Source organism: Megasphaera sp. An286, assembly GCF_002163455.1.
GTDB lineage: Bacteria > Bacillota > Negativicutes > Veillonellales > Megasphaeraceae > Megasphaera > Megasphaera stantonii.
In genome coordinates this window covers 41,926-58,559 of record NZ_NFIY01000007.1, presented here as the reverse complement: position 1 = coordinate 58,559, position 16,634 = coordinate 41,926, and the positions used below count along the sequence as shown (strand labels likewise).

Genomic DNA, 16,634 nt, shown 5'->3' with positions numbered 1-16,634 from the left:
TCTTATCCTTCTGCGTTATCTTTAAACTGCACGGCATACAAGTTCGCATACAAGCCCTTTTTAGCCAGTAGCTCTTCATGGGTTCCTTCTTCGGCGATATGGCCGTGGTCGATGACGACGATATGGTCGGCGTCGCGCACCGTACTCAGGCGATGGGCGATGACGACGGCCGTCCGGCCTTCCATCAGGCGGTCCAGAGCGGCCTGCACGATCTTTTCGCTTTCCGTATCGAGAGCCGACGTCGCTTCGTCGAGGATGAGAATCCGCGGATTCTTCAAGATAGCCCGGGCGATGGCGATGCGCTGGCGCTGGCCGCCGGACAAAGCGCTGCCCCGGTCGCCGACGATGGATTCATAGCCGTGAGGCAGGCTCATGATGAAGTCATGGGCGTTGGCCGCCTTGGCAGCCGCTACGATTTCGTCGTCGCTGGCGTCCAGCCGGCCGTAAAGGATATTTTCCCGGACCGTCGCGTTGAACAGCATCGTCTCCTGCGGCACCAAGCCGATTTGCTGGCGCAGTGAGGAAAAGGTCACGTCGCGGACGTCGACGCCATCGATGGTCAGGCGGCCGCTCGTCACGTCATAGAAACGAGGCAACAAGTTGGCCACCGTCGATTTCCCGGCGCCGCTGGGTCCGACGAGGGCTACGATCTGGCCGGGCTTGACGGACAGGTTGAAATCCGTAAGGGCCGGATGCTCCGCGTCATAGGCAAAGGAAATGTGGTCGAATTCGATGTGGCCCTGTACGGGCGGCAATTCGACGGCGCCTTCCTTTTCTTTGACGTCCGGTTCCGTGTCGAGGGTCTCAAATACCCGGTCGGCAGCGGCCAGGGACCGCTGGATATCGCCGTATATTTCGCTGATGCGCCGCACGGGATTGGCCAGGTTGATGGCGTAAATCAGGAAGGCGATGAGCTCGCCGGCCGTCATATCGCCGTCGATGACGCTCATGCCGCCGTACCAGATAATCCCCGTAATGGCGATGGCTGCAAAAAACTGAATGAACGGCGTCAGCATAGCCGTCAGCCGCGTCGTCTTCATGAGGGCCCAGAAGTTGTTGTCGTTCTGCTTGACGAACCGTTTGATTTCAAAGGCCTCGCGGTTAAAGGAACGGATAATGCGGATGCCGGAAATGGCCTCTTCCAAAAGGGCCGTAATATCGGCCATCTTGCCCTGCACTTCGTGGCCGGCCCGGCGCAATCGCTTGCCGAATACGTTGATTGTCACGACGACGAGGGGCACGATGACCAGGGTCAGCAGGGTCAGCTTCCAGTTCAGCACCAGCATCGAAACGAGGGAGCCGATGAGGATGACCGATTCCTGCACGAAGGATATCAGGTTGCCGGCAATGGCCGTCTGCAGCGCCGTGACATCGTTCGTCAGGTTGCTCATGATATTCCCGGTCTTGCGGCGGTCAAAATACGACAGCGATAAAATCTGCAGATGACGGTACAGCTTCTCCCGTATGTCGTTTACGATTCGCTGCCCGACGAAGCTCATGAGGTAGCGTTCGCCGAAATAGAAAAAGCCGCGCAGGAGGAACAATACCAAAATACTGATGACGATGAGGTTGAGCGTATAAATATCCTTATTCGCCAATACCTTATCGATAACGTCTTTAATCAGCCACGGCACGACGACGTTGCTCGCGCCGGAAAAGGCCATACAAATAACGGCTACGACGAGGCGTTTTTTATACGGCGTAATAAACCTCAACAAACGTTTATAGCTTTGCCAGCTGTTATATTGCTTCATTCGGATGGTTCTCCTTAGCAAAATGTAATATCGTCCGGGCGATGCGGCGTACGGAGCCGGCTTCGCCCATGGTGCGGCCTACGTCGGCCATGGCGTCCCGCAGCTGTTCCCAGCGCCCGGCATCGTGCAATAACGGCGCGACGACACTGGCGATGCCCTCAGGCGTCACGTCGTCCTGCCACAGCTCCGGCATGATGCGCCGCCCCATGATGATATTGGGAAGGCCGATATTTTCTATGTGAACTAATACTTTCGACAGCCAGTACGTAAGGGGCGCCACGCGGTACACCAAAAGGGTAGGCACCTTCATGAGGGCCGTTTCCAGCGTCGCCGTCCCCGAGGCGGCAATAGCCGCCGTGCTGACCTGCATCATATCGTATACATGGGTATTCTCACCGATCGTGACGGGAACATCATGCTCCCCTATGATTGCTTCCAGCACCGACGTATCGATCGTCGAAGCCCGCGGCAAAAGGCACTGCACATCGGGCACCGTTTCCTGTATCTTCCGTACGCCTTCCAGCATGACCGGCAGCAATCCCCGCACTTCCTGCATCCGGCTGCCCGGCATGAGCAGTATCGTCTTCTTGCTGGCATCCAGGCCGAAAAAGGCCTCCGCTTCGCCGCGGCTCATAGACGGATGGACCGAGTCGAGAAGGGGATGGCCCGCATAGACGACGTTCGTCCCCATGGCCTTATACATGTCCGCCTCAAAGGGAAACAGGGAAATAGCCAAATCGGAATACTTGGTAATCGTATGACCCCGGCTCTTGTGCCAGGCCCAGATCGTCGGCAAGATGTAATAGACGACGGTAATGCCGGCAGCCTTGGCCTTCTTGATGAGCTGCATATTAAAGCCGGGATAATCGATGCAGACCAGCAAATCCGGTTTTTCTTCCTTCATCTTCCGGATGAGAAAATCACGGAGACGGAAGAAAAAGGGAATCTTGCGCAGAATTTCGCCTACGCCGATAAATCCCAGATTTTTAATATCATATATGATGTTTACGCCGGCCTCTTCCATACGGGCTCCGCCCATGCCCAGCAATTCTACGCTGGGGTCCAGTTCCCGCAGGGCTTTCGCTAAGTTGGCGCCGTGCATATCGCCGGACGCTTCGCCGGCGGAAAACATGATTTTCATGAAAACTCCTCTGTCAGAACGTCTTATCTACGGCGCAGATGCACAAATCGTGGGCATTGGCCAGCTTCAAGACCTCTTCCTGTTCCACAAACAAGGTCCGCTCCGCTTCCATCGCCAGGACGGTGCAGCCGCTGTCCAGCATGGATTGAATGGTCTGCTTGCCTACGGCCGGCACGTCGAACCGCACGTCCTGATTCGGCTTGGCGACCTTTACGACGACCGATTTTCCCCGTCCCAGCTCGCCGCCGCGGCGGATGCAGGCGTCCGTGCCTTCAATGGCTTCGACAGCCATGACAGCCTTGTTTTTTACGACGACAGTCTGGCCGATATCCATGCCGCCCATGGCTTTCGCCGTGACGAAGCCAAAGCGGATATCGTCCTCTTCTTCCGGAGTGGGCCGGCGCTTCGTCAGCACGCCCGTCGGCGGCATGAGCGGCTTGAGGTACAGCGTCTGGTCGACGACTTCAATGCCGTCTTTTTCGATTTCTTCGACAATCGCCAGCATAATCGTATCATCCTTGCGGTTGCGGAGCTTTGCCAGCAGCTTAATAGCCCGCAAGTCAGGGAATTTCAGCCCCTTGAACAGGATTTCCTTCGTAACCTTGCCGATCATCGTGACCTTGGTCACGCCTTCCTTTTTCATGGTCTTAATGACCTTATCCAGCTTGGCCACGTTGATGGCGTAGTAAGCGTCGGCTTCTTGCTCCAACTCCGGCGCTACGCCGTCGACGACGGCGATGACTACAACTTCATGGCCCAGCATCTTGGCGGCGCGCATAAATTCTACAGGCAGCTGGCCTACGCCAGCGAACAATCCGACTTTTTCCATTGCGTATCACCCTTACAAATGAATAAAATATCCATTTTTATATTATACAAAAAAATGCGCCGTATGTCAGTAATACAGCACATATTACAAGAAAAAAAGGAGGCGAGAACGCATCTCCCTCCTTTTTTCGTATCCGTCAGTCTTTCGTGCCCCGGCAAATGCCCCGATCGGCATTGCGGAGGAACCGGAGAAAATGTTCAACTTCTTCCGAGCTGTCCAGCTCCTGTTCCATTTCGGCAATCGCCTGGCCTAAGTTCAAGCCGGAACGGTAGAGCAGGCGGAAGGCCTTTTTCAGCTCGCGCCGCACGTTTTCAGGAATCCCCGCGCGCGACAGGCCTACGCTGTTCAGGCCAATGCAGCGCGCCGGCTGGCCGTCGGCGATGACGAAGGGCGGGATATCCTGCACGACTTTGGCTAAGCCGCCGATCATGCTGTTTCTGCCGATCTTGACGAACTGATGCACGCCGGCGATGCCGCCGATAACGACGCGGTCTTCTACGACGACGTGGCCGGCCAGGCCGGCGCAGTTGCTCATGATGACGTTATTGCCGATAATGCAGTTATGGGCGACGTGGGTGCACGCCTGGAACAGGCAGTCGTTGCCGATCCGCGTTTCCTCTTCTTCGCCCGTAGCGCGGCTGACCGTTACGAATTCGCGGAATACGGAGCGGTCGCCGATGATGACATAGCTTTTTTCGCCTTTAAATTTCAAATCCTGCGGTTCCGAGCCGATGGACGCGCTGGGGAAGAACCGGCAGTTCTTGCCGATTCTCGTCCAACCGTCGATCGTAACATGAGCCATAATTTCCGTGCCGTCGCCGATGACGACGTTCGGGCCAATCACGGCATAAGGGCCAATTTTTACGCCGGCGCCGATCTGCGCCGCCGGATCTATAACAGCCGTTGGATGTATTATGCTTTGCCGCATAGTTTCTTTTTCCTCGGTCATTCAAGTCACTCCTCGCGTTCCTGCCGCCGCCACAGCAGGAGCTTGTTTAAATTAATCCCTCTCTACGGTATATAGTCGTATGTCAAAAAGAAAAATATGCCCTCTTTTTCACTTTAAAAACAGCACATTTTATTTACCTATCTCCCATTTTCGCCGTTTTTCTCTTACATCCGACAAAAATGCAATAAAATTATTTCTTGCTGTTCTGACCCGGCATGAGAGCGAATAAGTATTCGCCTTCGGCGCAAAGGGTGTCGCCTACGTGGCACTGCGCTTTTACCTTGCCCATGCGGCCTTTGATCTTTTCAATATCGGCGCGCATGATGACCTGATCGCCCGGATGGACGGGGTGACGGAAGCGCAGCTTGTCGATGCCCGTAAAATACGGAATCAGGCCGCGGTTTTCTTCCGGATAGAGCAGCGTGACGCCGCCGACCTGGGCCATGGCTTCCGCCAGCAGCACGCCCGGCATAACCGGCTGGCCCGGGAAGTGGCCCTGGAAAAACAGTTCGTTGAACGTCGCGTTCTTAATGCCGATAGCGTATTTCATCGGTTCCAGCTCAATGATGCGGTCTACGAGCAGCATAGGATAGCGATGAGGCAAAATTTCCATAATATCCGTTACTTCCAAAATCATATGAATTCCTCCTTAATCTAATTCTTCCGCAATTTTATTCGTCAGAAGACTGTTCAATTTATGGCTTGATTTTACGGCAATGATATGCCCCTTCAGGGGACGCCCGATCATTGCCATGTCTCCGATGATATCCAGCACCTTATGGCGTACCAGCTCGTCGTCGACGCGAGGTACCGACAGGCATTCCTCCTTGTCGTATACGACGACGTTTTCCAGGGTGCCGCCCTTGCCTAATCCCAGCTTCTTCATCATTTCCAGCTCTTCCGTAAAGGCGATGGTGCGGGCGTAGGCGATTTCCTTCACATAGGACTCCTTGGTGATTTCCGCGTCGAAAAACTGCACGCCCAGCAGCGGATGGGGGTTGATGGACGTAAAGGTGATGCGGAAGCCGTCGTACGGCACGATGGCGATGAACTTATCGTCTTCCTGCACGAGATGCTGCCGGCGCACGACCAATTCCCGCCGCGGCTCGTCCAGCTCCTTCACGCCGGCCTGTTCGATAAGTTCGACGAAATTCAGGCTGCTGCCGTCCGCTACGGGCGGCTCTGCCGAATCCATTTCTATGATGCAGTTATCTATTTGCAATCCGTTCAACGCCGACAATACATGCTCTACCGTAAACACCTTCGCTTCGCCGTCTTCCAGCGTCGTCGCCCGCATCGTATTGGTCACATTGGACAAATGGGCCTTTACGGACGGACGGCCCGGCAAGTCGGTACGGATGAATACAATGCCTGTATTAGCCGGAGCAGGGCACAGCACCATGTGGACTTCCTCGGCCGCGTGCAGGCCGATACCGCTGTACGATACGGACTTCGCCAAGGTAGTTTGCGCCACATTAGACATAAATATGCCCTCCTTTCTCTTGTTAGAAATAACATAGTTTCCCATACTAAATTATTATACATTATTTACAGGGGACTTGCCAATACTCGCAGCCGCAGAAATCGCGCCGATCCGCCCTCGCCGCCCGCATTTCTGCCTCCGTATTGCCTCGTCCGGCCCGACTTATGGTATAATAAGGAATCATGGAGGTATTATGAAGAAAAAATTACTGCTCGTCTTTTTGCTGGCCTTCGCCGCCTGCAGCTCCTGGAATCTGATCGCCGACTTTATTTCCGGCCCGGATACGGGAGGCCGCACGGAACGTTCCGCGCCGGCATCGTTTATATCGTCCTGGCTGACGCCGCTGAAACCGCTGGAAGAAAAGGCTTACGTCTATCTCCACTTTGAAGAGGCCATGGATGCCAAGATGGCCCGTATTCCCATGTACGTGTCCATCAACATCGTACCGCAGTTCCTGCGCCAGGCCGTCATCGCCACGGAGGACCGGCGGTTTTACAGCCACGGGGCCATCGACCCCATCGGCATCATCCGCGCCGCCGCAGTCAACCTCTATTCCGGCGAAACCGTAGAAGGCGGCAGCACCATCAGCCAGCAGGTCGTCAAAAACGTATTCCTGTCCCACGAACGAACGCTGAGCCGCAAGGTGCAGGAAGTCATACTGGCCTTTCTGCTGGAGCACTACTACAGCAAGGACGACATATTGGAAATTTATCTGAATACGGCTTACTTCGGCGCCAACGCCACGGGCCTCTACGAAGCGTGCCGTACCTATTACGGCATCGGCCCCGACGAGCTGCGCCTGTCCCAGTCGTCTATGCTGGCCGGACTGCTGCAGGCTCCGACCTATTATAATCCCCTGGAACACTACGACGCCGCCCGCAAGCGGCAGCAAGTCGTCCTGGCTCTCATGGCCGAGCAAGGCTATATCTCTGCCAGCCAGGCCACGCAGGCCTATCGCGACGACCTGGGACTCAGCGGAGACGGCAGCGAAACAAATTAATCCAACATCAAAAGAGCCTGGCGCATCGGCGCCGGGCTCTCTTACGTTCCCGCAGGACGGTCAGTCTTCTTTTTTATTGGTCAAATAATAGGAAATGCGGCTCAGGCCGATGGACAGGTCTTCGCGGAATACGAAGATATTGTCCGGCACGGTGAGGCGCAGGGGCGCGAAGGAAAAAATCCCCTGAATGCCCGCTTCCACCATTTGGTCCGCCACCTGCTGCGCGACGGCGGCAGGCGTCGTAATGATGCCGATTTGAATGCCTTCCTTCCGGATGACGTCCTTCATGTCGGCAATAGGCGTGACGACGACGCCTCCGACGTTCTGTCCGATAATCCGGTGGTCGACGTCGAACAGGCCGGCCGTACGGAATCCCAGGCGTCCGAAGGTCTTATAGTTAGCCAAGGCCCAGCCCAGATGGCCGATGCCGGCAATGCCGATTTTCCAATGCTGCTGCAGCCCGATGATTTCCACGATCTGCTGACACAGCTCGCTGACGTAATACCCTACGCCTTTCTTTCCAAACGCGCCGAAACACGTCAAATCCTTGCGGATCTGTTCCGGCGTAATGCCCAGCCGTTCACCTAATTTCTCGGACGATATAATATCAATCCCTGCATCTTGCAATAACAATAAATCTCTGTAATACAAGGGCAATCTTTCGATGACGGCATCTGATATAGCCTTTTTTTGTCTCATAGAAAAATCCTCCCAAAATTCAATCTATTCTTTTCAGCTATAACACGCCATTATAATTCTTTATAACACCCATACGAATATTATATATCATTGTGAATTATTTCGCAAACTTTTTTTCTTATTTTTTTGAATATCAATGAACATATTAGAAAATATGCCGCATAGCAGCCAAAAAGTAAGTGAAATTTGGGTACTAAATAAATCATAATCTCCTAACCCGCATACGGCCTGCGATATGACGGCGGCGCTCATCGTCATGGCCGCGGCCCGGTCGAAATGGGACAAACCGCCGCGCCGCAAAACCTTCAGTCCGTACCACCCGCAGCCCAGGAAAAACCACAGGAAGAAGAAAAATCCTGCCAGCCCCGTCTCCGCCGCAATGTTGAAAAACATATTGTGAGCGTGATAAATCGTAATGCCGGCCTGCTGAATAAACTCGTTGTACACGGGATACATATACTTAAAAGCTCCCCAGCCGATGCCCAGGACGGGATGGTCTCCCAGCATTTCCAGAGCGCCGTTCCACATGTCCAGGCGCATGGATACAGACGTATCGGCTTCGCTGTACGAAAAAATCGACATAAGCCGGTTCGTTACGCCGCCGCGGTAAAACAGCAGCACCGGCGGCACGAGGAGAAACAGCGACCACAGCCGCTTATCCCAGACAAATCCGAAGAACAGCACCAGCGCCGCCGCGCTGAGCCATGCACCGCGGGAATACGTCAGGATCAGACACAGGGACAAGGCGGCAAATAAGCCGACGTACAGCCAGCGGTGCGACCGATGGCCGGTGCAGATGGTCATCGAAGCCGTAGCCCCCATGACCATGAGGAGAAAAGACGACAGCAAGTTGGGATTGTACAGCGTCGAATACATGCGGCGCTGCAGGAGGGGAAAGGCTGAGTTGTCGACCCACGCCGCCTCTCCCAGCGTCAGCATGTGAGCGTACTGGTATAAGCCGTACAGGCAGACCACAGCTGCGCTGACGAACAGCCCCGTCAGCAGCAGATGGCGTTCAACCTGGCCGCGCACGAAGAAGATGACCAGCATATACAACAGGGCGTACTGCACGATGGTAAAGCAATAAAAGGCAAATCCCATCAGCCCGTGAGGCGAGCCGACGAGGGACAGCAGGGCCGAAAAGAAAAAGCCTGCCGCCGGCACGAGCAGGGGAATGGACGGCGCCGGGCCGAATCCGTATTTCCAGCCGCAGAAGACGGCAAAGACGACGGCCAGGGCCAGGCATATCTCCATGGCGATGAGATTGACCGGCATAAAAAAGACAGTCCCCAGAAGGGCATACACCACGCGGAGGCGTGCCCGTTCTGCGGGACTGCTCATCTTATATTGATTCATCACGGGGTTCATTATATCGCTCCTTTGCCTTGTATTATACTAAAAATAACACAAGGGGTCTAGAGCGCTCCGGCCTAGGCCGGACAAAATAGTCACCTTACTCCTGCCGATAGTTCTTCCGCAAATACCGCCGCACATCGCCCTGGATATACAGGGAGCCGACGATGCACAGGACCTCTCCGCCCTGCACGGCGGCAAAGGCCTTGTCCAACCCGGCGTCCAAAGAGTCCGCCCAGTCGGCGCGGCACGGCAGCAGGGCCGCCATCTGCCGCGGATCCGCCGTCCGCGGCGTCGGAGCCGGCGCGCAGACGACGTAATCGTCTTCATGGAACAATTCCTGCACCATGTGGGTGTAGTCCTTATCGGCCAGTACGGAGAAGAGAAATACCCTCTTCCGCGTGCCGAAGACGTCGTCGTAGGTCTTGCAGAACGTATCTATGCCGGCCGGGTTGTGGGCTCCGTCGATGACGACGTCCACGCCGCCGCAGCGCAGCACCTGAAACCGTCCCGGCCATTGTACCTGCGACAGGCCTTGTTCCAAAGCCGTGCGGGTCAGCCGCTTTTCATGGCTGGCAATGAGCAGCAGGGCCATGACGGCGGCGGCGCAGTTAACGCGCTGGTGCTTGCCCACGAGGGGAATCGTCGCCGTAATATCGCGGCCGTACCGCTCTCTCACCGTCACCATCTGCCCGACGGACGGATCGGCCGGCCCGGCGTTGCCTACGACGTCGAAGCTGCGGTCCAAAGCGTAGAGGCGGCTCTTCATTTCATAAGCCTTGCGGGCGATGACCGACAAGGCCGGTTCTTCTGCCGTCGTCACGACGGGCACGCCTTCCTTGATGATGCCGGCCTTCTGGACGGCGATTTCTTCTATCGTATTGCCGCAGTACTTCATGTGGTCCATCGCCACGTTGGTGATGACCGATACTTCCGGCACGACGACATTCGTCGAATCGAGAAGGCCGCCTAAGCCCACTTCGACGACGGCGTATTCCACGCCGACCTTGGCAAAGTACCAGAAGGCCGCTGCCGTAATCATTTCAAATTCCGTCGGCCGTTCCACGCCGTCGGCTACCATAGCTTCCACGGCCTGGGACACGACGTCTACGGCTTCGGCGAAGGCCTCCCGGCTGATGTCTTCCCTGTCGACGTGGATTCGCTCCGTATAGTCTTCCAGATGGGGCGACGTGTACCGGCCCGTCCGGATGCCGGCACAGCACAGGGCGCTGGCGATCATAGCCGTAACGGAACCCTTGCCATTCGTCCCCGTCACATGGACGGTCTTATATTTCATCTGGGGATTGTCCAGGCGCTTCAGGAGTTCCCGAATGCGCCCGAGCCCCATTTGGATGCCGAATTGGCTGGCATGTTCCAAATAATATATCGCTTCTTCGTAGGTCATACTATGCCTTCTTTTAGAGTTTTGCCAAATCTTCCAGACGCTTCGTGAGAGCGGCCATCTTTTCCGTATAATCGGCTAACTTGGCCTTTTCCTTTTCTACGACGTCTGCCGGCGCCTTGGCTAAGAAGCCCTGGTTGGACAGCTTTTTGTTGAGGCGTTCGATTTCTTTACCCATCTTTTCCTGTTCCTTATGGACGCGGGCCGTTTCTTTTTCGACGTCGATCAAATCCTTGAGCTGGAGGTATACTTCGATGCCCGGCACGACCGTTACGACGGCGTTTTCCGGCTTCGCTTCGCCCGGAGCCAGCAAGGTTACGTGGTCGGCGAAGGCCAGCGTATGGAAGTACGATTCGTAGGTCTTCAACGTCTTAGCCATATCGTCCGTCGCAGGAGCCATGATGACCGGAGCCTTCTTGCCCATAGGCACGTTCGATTCGGCGCGCATGTTGCGGATACCCTTGATAGCTTCCATGAGCGTATTCATCGTCGCGGCGTCGGCGGCGAAATCCCAGTGAGACTGCGCCTGGGGCCACGGCGCTACGATGAGGCTTTCCCCTTCGTGAGGCAGGTGCTGCCACAGGTGCTCCGTAACGAAGGGCATGAAGGGATGGAGCATTTCCAGCGTATGCGTCAGGACGTATACGAGGACGTACTGTACAGTCCGCTTGCTCCGTTCATCTTCGGATTTGTACAGGCGCTGTTTCGCCAACTCGATGTACCAGTCGCAGTAGGAGTTCCAAATGAAGTTGTATACGGCGTCGGCAGCGTCGCCCAATTCGAAGTTGTCGAAATCAGCCGTCACCTTGCGGACCGTGTCGTTGAAGGAGGTCAAAATCCAGCGGTCGGCCAGGGTCAAATCCGATTCTTCGGGCACAAAGGTTTCGTCGTAATCCGTCAAGTTCATGATGACGAACTTGGAAGCATTCCAAATCTTATTGGCAAAGTTGCGGTTCGCTTCGACCCGTTCCATGTAGAAACGCATGTCGTTGCCCGGCGTATTGCCCGTCACGAGGGTAAAGCGCAGGGCGTCGGCGCCGTACTCTTCGCATACGCCCAAGGGATCGATGCCGTTGCCCAGGGACTTGCTCATCTTGCGGCCCTGGCTGTCGCGGACGAGGCCGTGAATGAATACGTGGCGGAAGGGGACGTCCTTCATGAATTCGCAGGTCGTAAACATCATGCGGGCGACCCAGAAGAAGATGATGTCGTAGCCCGTGACGAGGACGCTCGTCGGGAAGAACTGCTTGATGTCTTCCGTCGTGTCGGGCCAGCCCATCGTCGAGAAGGGCCACAGGGCCGAGCTGAACCACGTATCGAGGACGTCCGGGTCCTGATGGATGTGCTTGCTGTGGCAGTGCGGGCATTCCGTCAAGTCCGTGCGGCTGACCGACGTTTCGCCGCAGTCGTCGCAGTACCAGGCCGGAATCTGATGGCCCCACCAGAGCTGACGGGAAATGCACCAGTCGTGGACGTCTTCCAGCCAGTGATTGTAGGTCTTGACGAAGCGGTCCGGCACGAACTGCGTTTCCTTGTCGGCGACAGCTTTCAAGGCGGCCGTCGTGAGGGGCTTCATCTTGACGAACCACTGCTTCGTCGAGAACGGTTCGACCGTCGTCTTGCAGCGCGAGCAGTGGCCGACGGCGTGATTCAATTCTTCGACGTGATCCAGCAGGCCCAATTCTTCCAAATCGGCGACGACGGCCTTGCGGCAGTCTTCGCGGGTCATGCCTTCGTACTTCGCACCGGCTTCGGCGTTCATCGTGCCGTCGAGGTTCATGATCATAATGGATTCCAGGTTGTGGCGCTGGCCCATTTCAAAGTCGTTCGGGTCGTGGGCCGGCGTAATTTTTACGGCGCCAGTACCGAATCCAATGTCGACGTAGTCGTCGGCAATGACTTCGACTTCGCGGTTTACGAGAGGGATGACGACCTTCTTGCCAATAAACCGCTTCATCCGTTCGTCTTCAGGGTTTACGGCGACGGCCGTATCGCCCATGATCGTTTCAGGACGGGTCGTGGCAATCATGATGTAGTCGTCTTCGCCGACGACGGGGTATTTGACATACCACAAGTGGCCCTGTACGTCCGAATGGTCGACTTCGATGTCGCTCAAGGCCGTATGACACTGGGGGCACCAGTTCGTAATGCGCTGGCCCTGATAAATCAGGCCTTTTTCATAGAGAGACACGAATACTTCGCGGACGGCGCGGGCGCAGATATCGTCCATGGTAAAGCGCTTGCGGCTCCAGTCGCACGACGAGCCCAGGCGGCGAACCTGCTGTTCAATACGATTGCCGTATTGTTCCTTCCAGGCCCATACGCGTTTCAAAAATTCTTCGCGGCCAATATCGTAGCGCGTTTTGCCTTCTTCCTTAGCCAGCTGCTGTTCTACCTTTACCTGCGTCGCGATGCCGGCATGGTCCGTCCCCGGAATCCAGGCAACGTTATAGCCTTCCATGCGCTTAAACCGGATGAGAATATCCTGCAGCGTATTGTCCAGGGCATGGCCCATGTGCAGCTGCCCCGTTACGTTCGGCGGCGGCATGACGATGCTGAAGGGCTTTCTCGACGGATCGGCGTCCTGATGAAAATACCCGTTTTGTTCCCAGAAATCATACCATTTCATTTCAATGTCGTTCGGCGAATACGTTCCTAAGCTTTCCTTGTTCCACTTCATTGCAAACCCTCCTGTGACCATAAAAAAGAGCGCCCCTTCGTCCTAAGATTCCTTAGGACGAAAGAACGCTGTATCTTCCGCGGTACCACCTAAATTGCCCCGGCTCGGCCGAAGCCCCTTCATCATGCAAATAACGGCTGCAATCCGGGCAGGCCTTTCCTCCTGCCGGCTCACGGGTGACGCGCCGCCCTTGCTATGAGTGCCTTCGCACCAATCCGGCACCTCTCTGCCATAGCGCCATGCAGCTTCTTCCGCTCATCGCTTTTGTGTTGATAAATATTCTAACAAGTTTGCAAAGTCTTGTCAATGATTTTGTATTTTTAGATAGTGTAAAGTTATTGTGGGAATTTTTTGACAGGCCATTTTTGATAGTTCTTTTAACCTGTTAATATTACTACTATAGTTACGTTATAGACAGCATACAGCAACGTGCTGACACTAGCATTACCGTTACGCTATATATTCTTTACTTTGTGCATTAAAGTTTTCCCACAATTATTTTACGCTATCACATTTTTATCTGAATAATTATTTCAATGTAATTGATATTCCATGAGGTTTATCTGGATTCATTGCATCGGGTAACTCCTTTAAAGTTACATGCAAATCGGTATCCGCTGTAACCTTTGCTTGAAAATGAGTCCCTGCCGGAAATTCAACATTCTTACCTTTCATAAACAATCCTCCAACAAGACTTACTACAGCAGCAACTGCCACAGCTCCACCATCACTTCCTGCCTCTTTCATTGCACTATATTGAAGTGGTACTCGAACATTATTTATTGTATTTACAGAATTTATAGTAAATTCCAATTTTCCTGAACGCCCGAACATACCTGACTTTTTCGCTTTTGTGACAACGCCTTCTACCGGAGTACCAGCAGGAATAACAATGACATCATTAATAATGACATGATCTAATGTCTTAAGCGGAACAGGGTTCCCTTTTTTCATCGTTTTTGAAGAAATATTCTCTGTTAATTCTATGTTTAAAATTGTTTCAGCTGGAATATATGCATTTCCTTTTGGTATTCGCCTTAAAATTTCTTGCTCTTTCTGTCGTTCTGCTTCCATAACAGCCGATTTAAACGGCTTATAAGTACTATTTTCACTACTAAGTGAATTACTCATTGCTGAAACAATAGACGAATTAATTGCCGGTATTATCATTATTATTGCGCATAAACTACATGCTATTGCTTTTTTACCTAATGAAGTCATAAATAAACACTCTCCAAAACTATTTTACAAATACGATTTCAGTTACCTCATGCTGACATATTAGTTACTATGCTCTCTGCCAATTTCTCATTATATATCTTATCGTTTTTGCACATTTGTTATGCAGCACATTTTTAAAGTAAATACATTCTAAAAAATATTTTAAAATATTATTATTTTTATTTCACATCTTTTAACTGTAGTGTTCTAATTGTCTAACCAATACACTGGAATCAAATCTTAAAGCACATTTCATATTTCTTCCCTACAGATACATGAATAATCAATTCCATCAATCTTTATCAGAACGTTATTTGCAGAATATTGCCAAAGGAAAAATATTAAACAGAAGTCTCCTTTAAGGCTATTAAAATTACTACATCTTCCCCTGCTTAAACAAGGTAATCATTTCCATAGTCAGGCTGGCCTGTTCCGGGTCGTCCGGCAGGTCGCGCCGTTCTACCCATTGGGCCGTCGCCAGCTCGTTGTGGTCGACGCGCAGGGTTTCGTCGCCGTCCAGGTCGCAGAAAAAGCCGAACAAGAGGGTGTCGGTGAAGCACCAGGGCTGGCTCTTATAGAAATGCAGGTTCTTGACCTTGACGCCTACTTCTTCCATGACTTCGCGATGGACGGTCTGTTCAATCGTTTCTCCCACCTCGGCAAAGCCGGCGATAAGAGCAGCCCGCGTATATTCCCGGCCGGCGTAGGTCGATACGAGAAGCTTATCTCCGTTGCGCACGGCAACGATGACAGCCGGGCAGATGCGCGGATAAATCATCGTATGGCAATGACCGCAGTACACCATGCGTTCAGCATCGCTGTGAGCCATCGGACGGCCGCACTGGCCGCAGAAGCGATGATTGCTGTACCAGTTGTGCAGAGACAGACCGGCCACGCCGGCGAAGGCCTGAAAGCGGGGCCGGGCGGCGCGCATGAAGTTGATGGATATATAGGCAAAGCCCTTGCCTTCCGGAATGTCTTCCAAGGCTAAAAAATAATTGATGTCGTCTTCACGGAACAGCCAGCGAAAGCGTTCTGCCGGCACGTCGGCCATATCGGCATAGGTCGGATAGGAAAAGGACTTGTCCTCTCCTTCCAGCCGCACTAAGACGGTCCGGCCCCGATAAGCGAGAATCACGCTGTCGTCCTGGACGGGGACAGGGCTGTATTCCGTATGGTATTGATGAGGCGCTATGTCTTGTATCATGGGAGAATCTGCGCTCCCTCGTTCCAGCATTTCAAGATATGGCCTTCCGAGTCGATGCCCCGTATCTTGAATTCGTTCATCATAGCTTCCATAATCGCCTGTTCGTTTTCTACGGCAAAGGCGATGAGCGTCGAGCCGGAGCCGCTGATCGTCGCACCCAGGGCGCCGGCGTCTTCGGCTGCTTTCAGGACAGACTCTCCGCCGGGAATGAGGCCGATGCGGTACGGCACGTGGAGCTTATCCTGCAGGCCGTATTGCAGCCGGTCGTACTGCTTCGTAACGAGGGAGGAGACGAGGAAGCTGACGCGGCTCACGTTGAACACGGCGTCCTTATAGGCGATTTCCTTAGGCAGAACGGCGCGGGCGTCTTCCGTAAATACTTCCACGTCGGGAGATACGGTAATGAAGGATAAATCATCTCCGACAGGCACGATGTTGGTCATGGTCTTGCCGCCGTCCATAATAGAAATCGTCAGGCCTCCCAGCAAGGCCGGCGCGACGTTGTCCGGATGACCTTCGATTTCCGTAGCCAGGGACAGCATGTCTTCCCTGCTCATCTTGGAGCCCGTCAAGGCGTCGCCGATGAGGATGCCGCCGATAATGGCCGACGAGCTGCTGCCCATGCCCCGTCCCGGCGGGATGCGGTTGACGAGCTTCACTGCGCCGCCTTTAGGCAGGGCCCCGCCGTTGTATGCGGCGGCCCGTTCCATAGCCTGGCCGACCATATTATCGGCAAAGGTTTCGGGAATTTCACCCTTTCCCAAGCCTTCGATTTCTACGGAAATAAACTCTTTATCATCTTCTGTAAAATATATTTCGTTGAAATAGTTGAGAGCGATGCCGACGGCGTCGAATCCCGAACCGAGATTCGCCGATGTGGCCGGCACCTGCACGTGCAGTGTTCTTGTCGTCATAA

The 16,634-nt window shown here is 54.0% G+C and carries 14 protein-coding genes; 1 reads left to right on the top strand and 13 read right to left on the bottom strand.

Translation table 11 applies throughout. The annotated features are described in order from the left end of the window. Positions 1 to 2 precede the first annotated feature (2 nt). The 6 genes from msbA to lpxC all read right to left on the bottom strand — a co-directional run bounded on the left by msbA (position 3) and on the right by lpxC (position 6,156). Positions 3 to 1,754 (bottom strand): lipid A export permease/ATP-binding protein MsbA, encoded by a 1,752-nt coding sequence (gene msbA, locus B5F80_RS04880; protein WP_087477699.1) that lies wholly within the window; start codon positions 1,752 to 1,754, stop codon positions 3 to 5. Next, positions 1,741 to 2,895: a lipid-A-disaccharide synthase gene (lpxB, locus tag B5F80_RS04875; protein WP_087477698.1), complete on the bottom strand. Its 1,155-nt coding sequence runs from the start codon at positions 2,893 to 2,895 to the stop codon at positions 1,741 to 1,743. Before lpxB ends, msbA begins: the two co-directional genes overlap by 14 nt. Positions 2,896 to 2,908: 13 nt before the next feature. After that, positions 2,909 to 3,724, bottom strand: coding sequence for a UDP-2,3-diacylglucosamine diphosphatase LpxI (gene lpxI, locus B5F80_RS04870; RefSeq protein WP_087477697.1), 816 nt, complete (start codon positions 3,722 to 3,724; stop codon positions 2,909 to 2,911). Between the two features lie 136 nt (positions 3,725 to 3,860). Continuing rightward, positions 3,861 to 4,673 carry an acyl-ACP--UDP-N-acetylglucosamine O-acyltransferase gene (gene lpxA, locus B5F80_RS04865; RefSeq protein WP_087477696.1) on the bottom strand — a complete coding sequence of 271 codons (813 nt, stop codon included), beginning with the start codon at positions 4,671 to 4,673 and terminating at the stop codon, positions 3,861 to 3,863. A gap of 190 nt (positions 4,674 to 4,863) precedes the next feature. Continuing rightward, positions 4,864 to 5,310 (bottom strand): 3-hydroxyacyl-ACP dehydratase FabZ, encoded by a 447-nt coding sequence (fabZ, locus tag B5F80_RS04860; protein WP_087477695.1) that lies wholly within the window; start codon positions 5,308 to 5,310, stop codon positions 4,864 to 4,866. Between the two features lie 12 nt (positions 5,311 to 5,322). After that, positions 5,323 to 6,156, bottom strand: a complete 834-nt coding sequence (gene lpxC / locus B5F80_RS04855) for a UDP-3-O-acyl-N-acetylglucosamine deacetylase (protein ID WP_087477694.1) — start codon at positions 6,154 to 6,156, stop codon at positions 5,323 to 5,325. A 193-nt stretch (positions 6,157 to 6,349) separates the two neighbouring features. On the opposite strand from lpxC, the gene B5F80_RS04850 reads away from it, so the two are divergent. Beyond that, a complete protein-coding gene (locus B5F80_RS04850) occupies positions 6,350 to 7,156 on the top strand; it encodes a biosynthetic peptidoglycan transglycosylase (RefSeq protein ID WP_087477693.1) in 807 nt (268 codons plus the stop codon). Positions 7,157 to 7,216: 60 nt separating this feature from the next. On the opposite strand, the gene B5F80_RS04845 is transcribed toward B5F80_RS04850, so the two are convergent. The 7 genes from B5F80_RS04845 to thrB form a co-directional block, all read right to left on the bottom strand. Then, positions 7,217 to 7,855: a redox-sensing transcriptional repressor Rex gene (locus tag B5F80_RS04845; RefSeq protein WP_087477692.1), complete on the bottom strand. Its 639-nt coding sequence runs from the start codon at positions 7,853 to 7,855 to the stop codon at positions 7,217 to 7,219. Positions 7,856 to 7,942: 87 nt separating this feature from the next. Beyond that, positions 7,943 to 9,223: an O-antigen ligase family protein gene (locus tag B5F80_RS04840; RefSeq protein WP_239386305.1), complete on the bottom strand. Its 1,281-nt coding sequence runs from the start codon at positions 9,221 to 9,223 to the stop codon at positions 7,943 to 7,945. Positions 9,224 to 9,308: 85 nt separating this feature from the next. Further along, positions 9,309 to 10,613, bottom strand: a complete 1,305-nt coding sequence (locus B5F80_RS04835; RefSeq protein WP_204246348.1) for a folylpolyglutamate synthase/dihydrofolate synthase family protein — start codon at positions 10,611 to 10,613, stop codon at positions 9,309 to 9,311. Positions 10,614 to 10,626: 13 nt separating this feature from the next. Further along, a complete protein-coding gene (locus tag B5F80_RS04830) occupies positions 10,627 to 13,290 on the bottom strand; it encodes a valine--tRNA ligase (protein ID WP_087477691.1) in 2,664 nt (887 codons plus the stop codon). Between the two features lie 528 nt (positions 13,291 to 13,818). After that, positions 13,819 to 14,511 (bottom strand): hypothetical protein, encoded by a 693-nt coding sequence (locus B5F80_RS04825; protein WP_087477690.1) that lies wholly within the window; start codon positions 14,509 to 14,511, stop codon positions 13,819 to 13,821. Positions 14,512 to 14,887: 376 nt separating this feature from the next. Then, positions 14,888 to 15,718, bottom strand: a complete 831-nt coding sequence (gene nudC / locus B5F80_RS04820; RefSeq protein WP_087477689.1) for an NAD(+) diphosphatase — start codon at positions 15,716 to 15,718, stop codon at positions 14,888 to 14,890. After that, positions 15,715 to 16,632, bottom strand: coding sequence for a homoserine kinase (gene thrB / locus B5F80_RS04815; protein ID WP_087477688.1), 918 nt, complete (start codon positions 16,630 to 16,632; stop codon positions 15,715 to 15,717). Before thrB ends, nudC begins: the two co-directional genes overlap by 4 nt. Positions 16,633 to 16,634 lie beyond the last annotated feature (2 nt).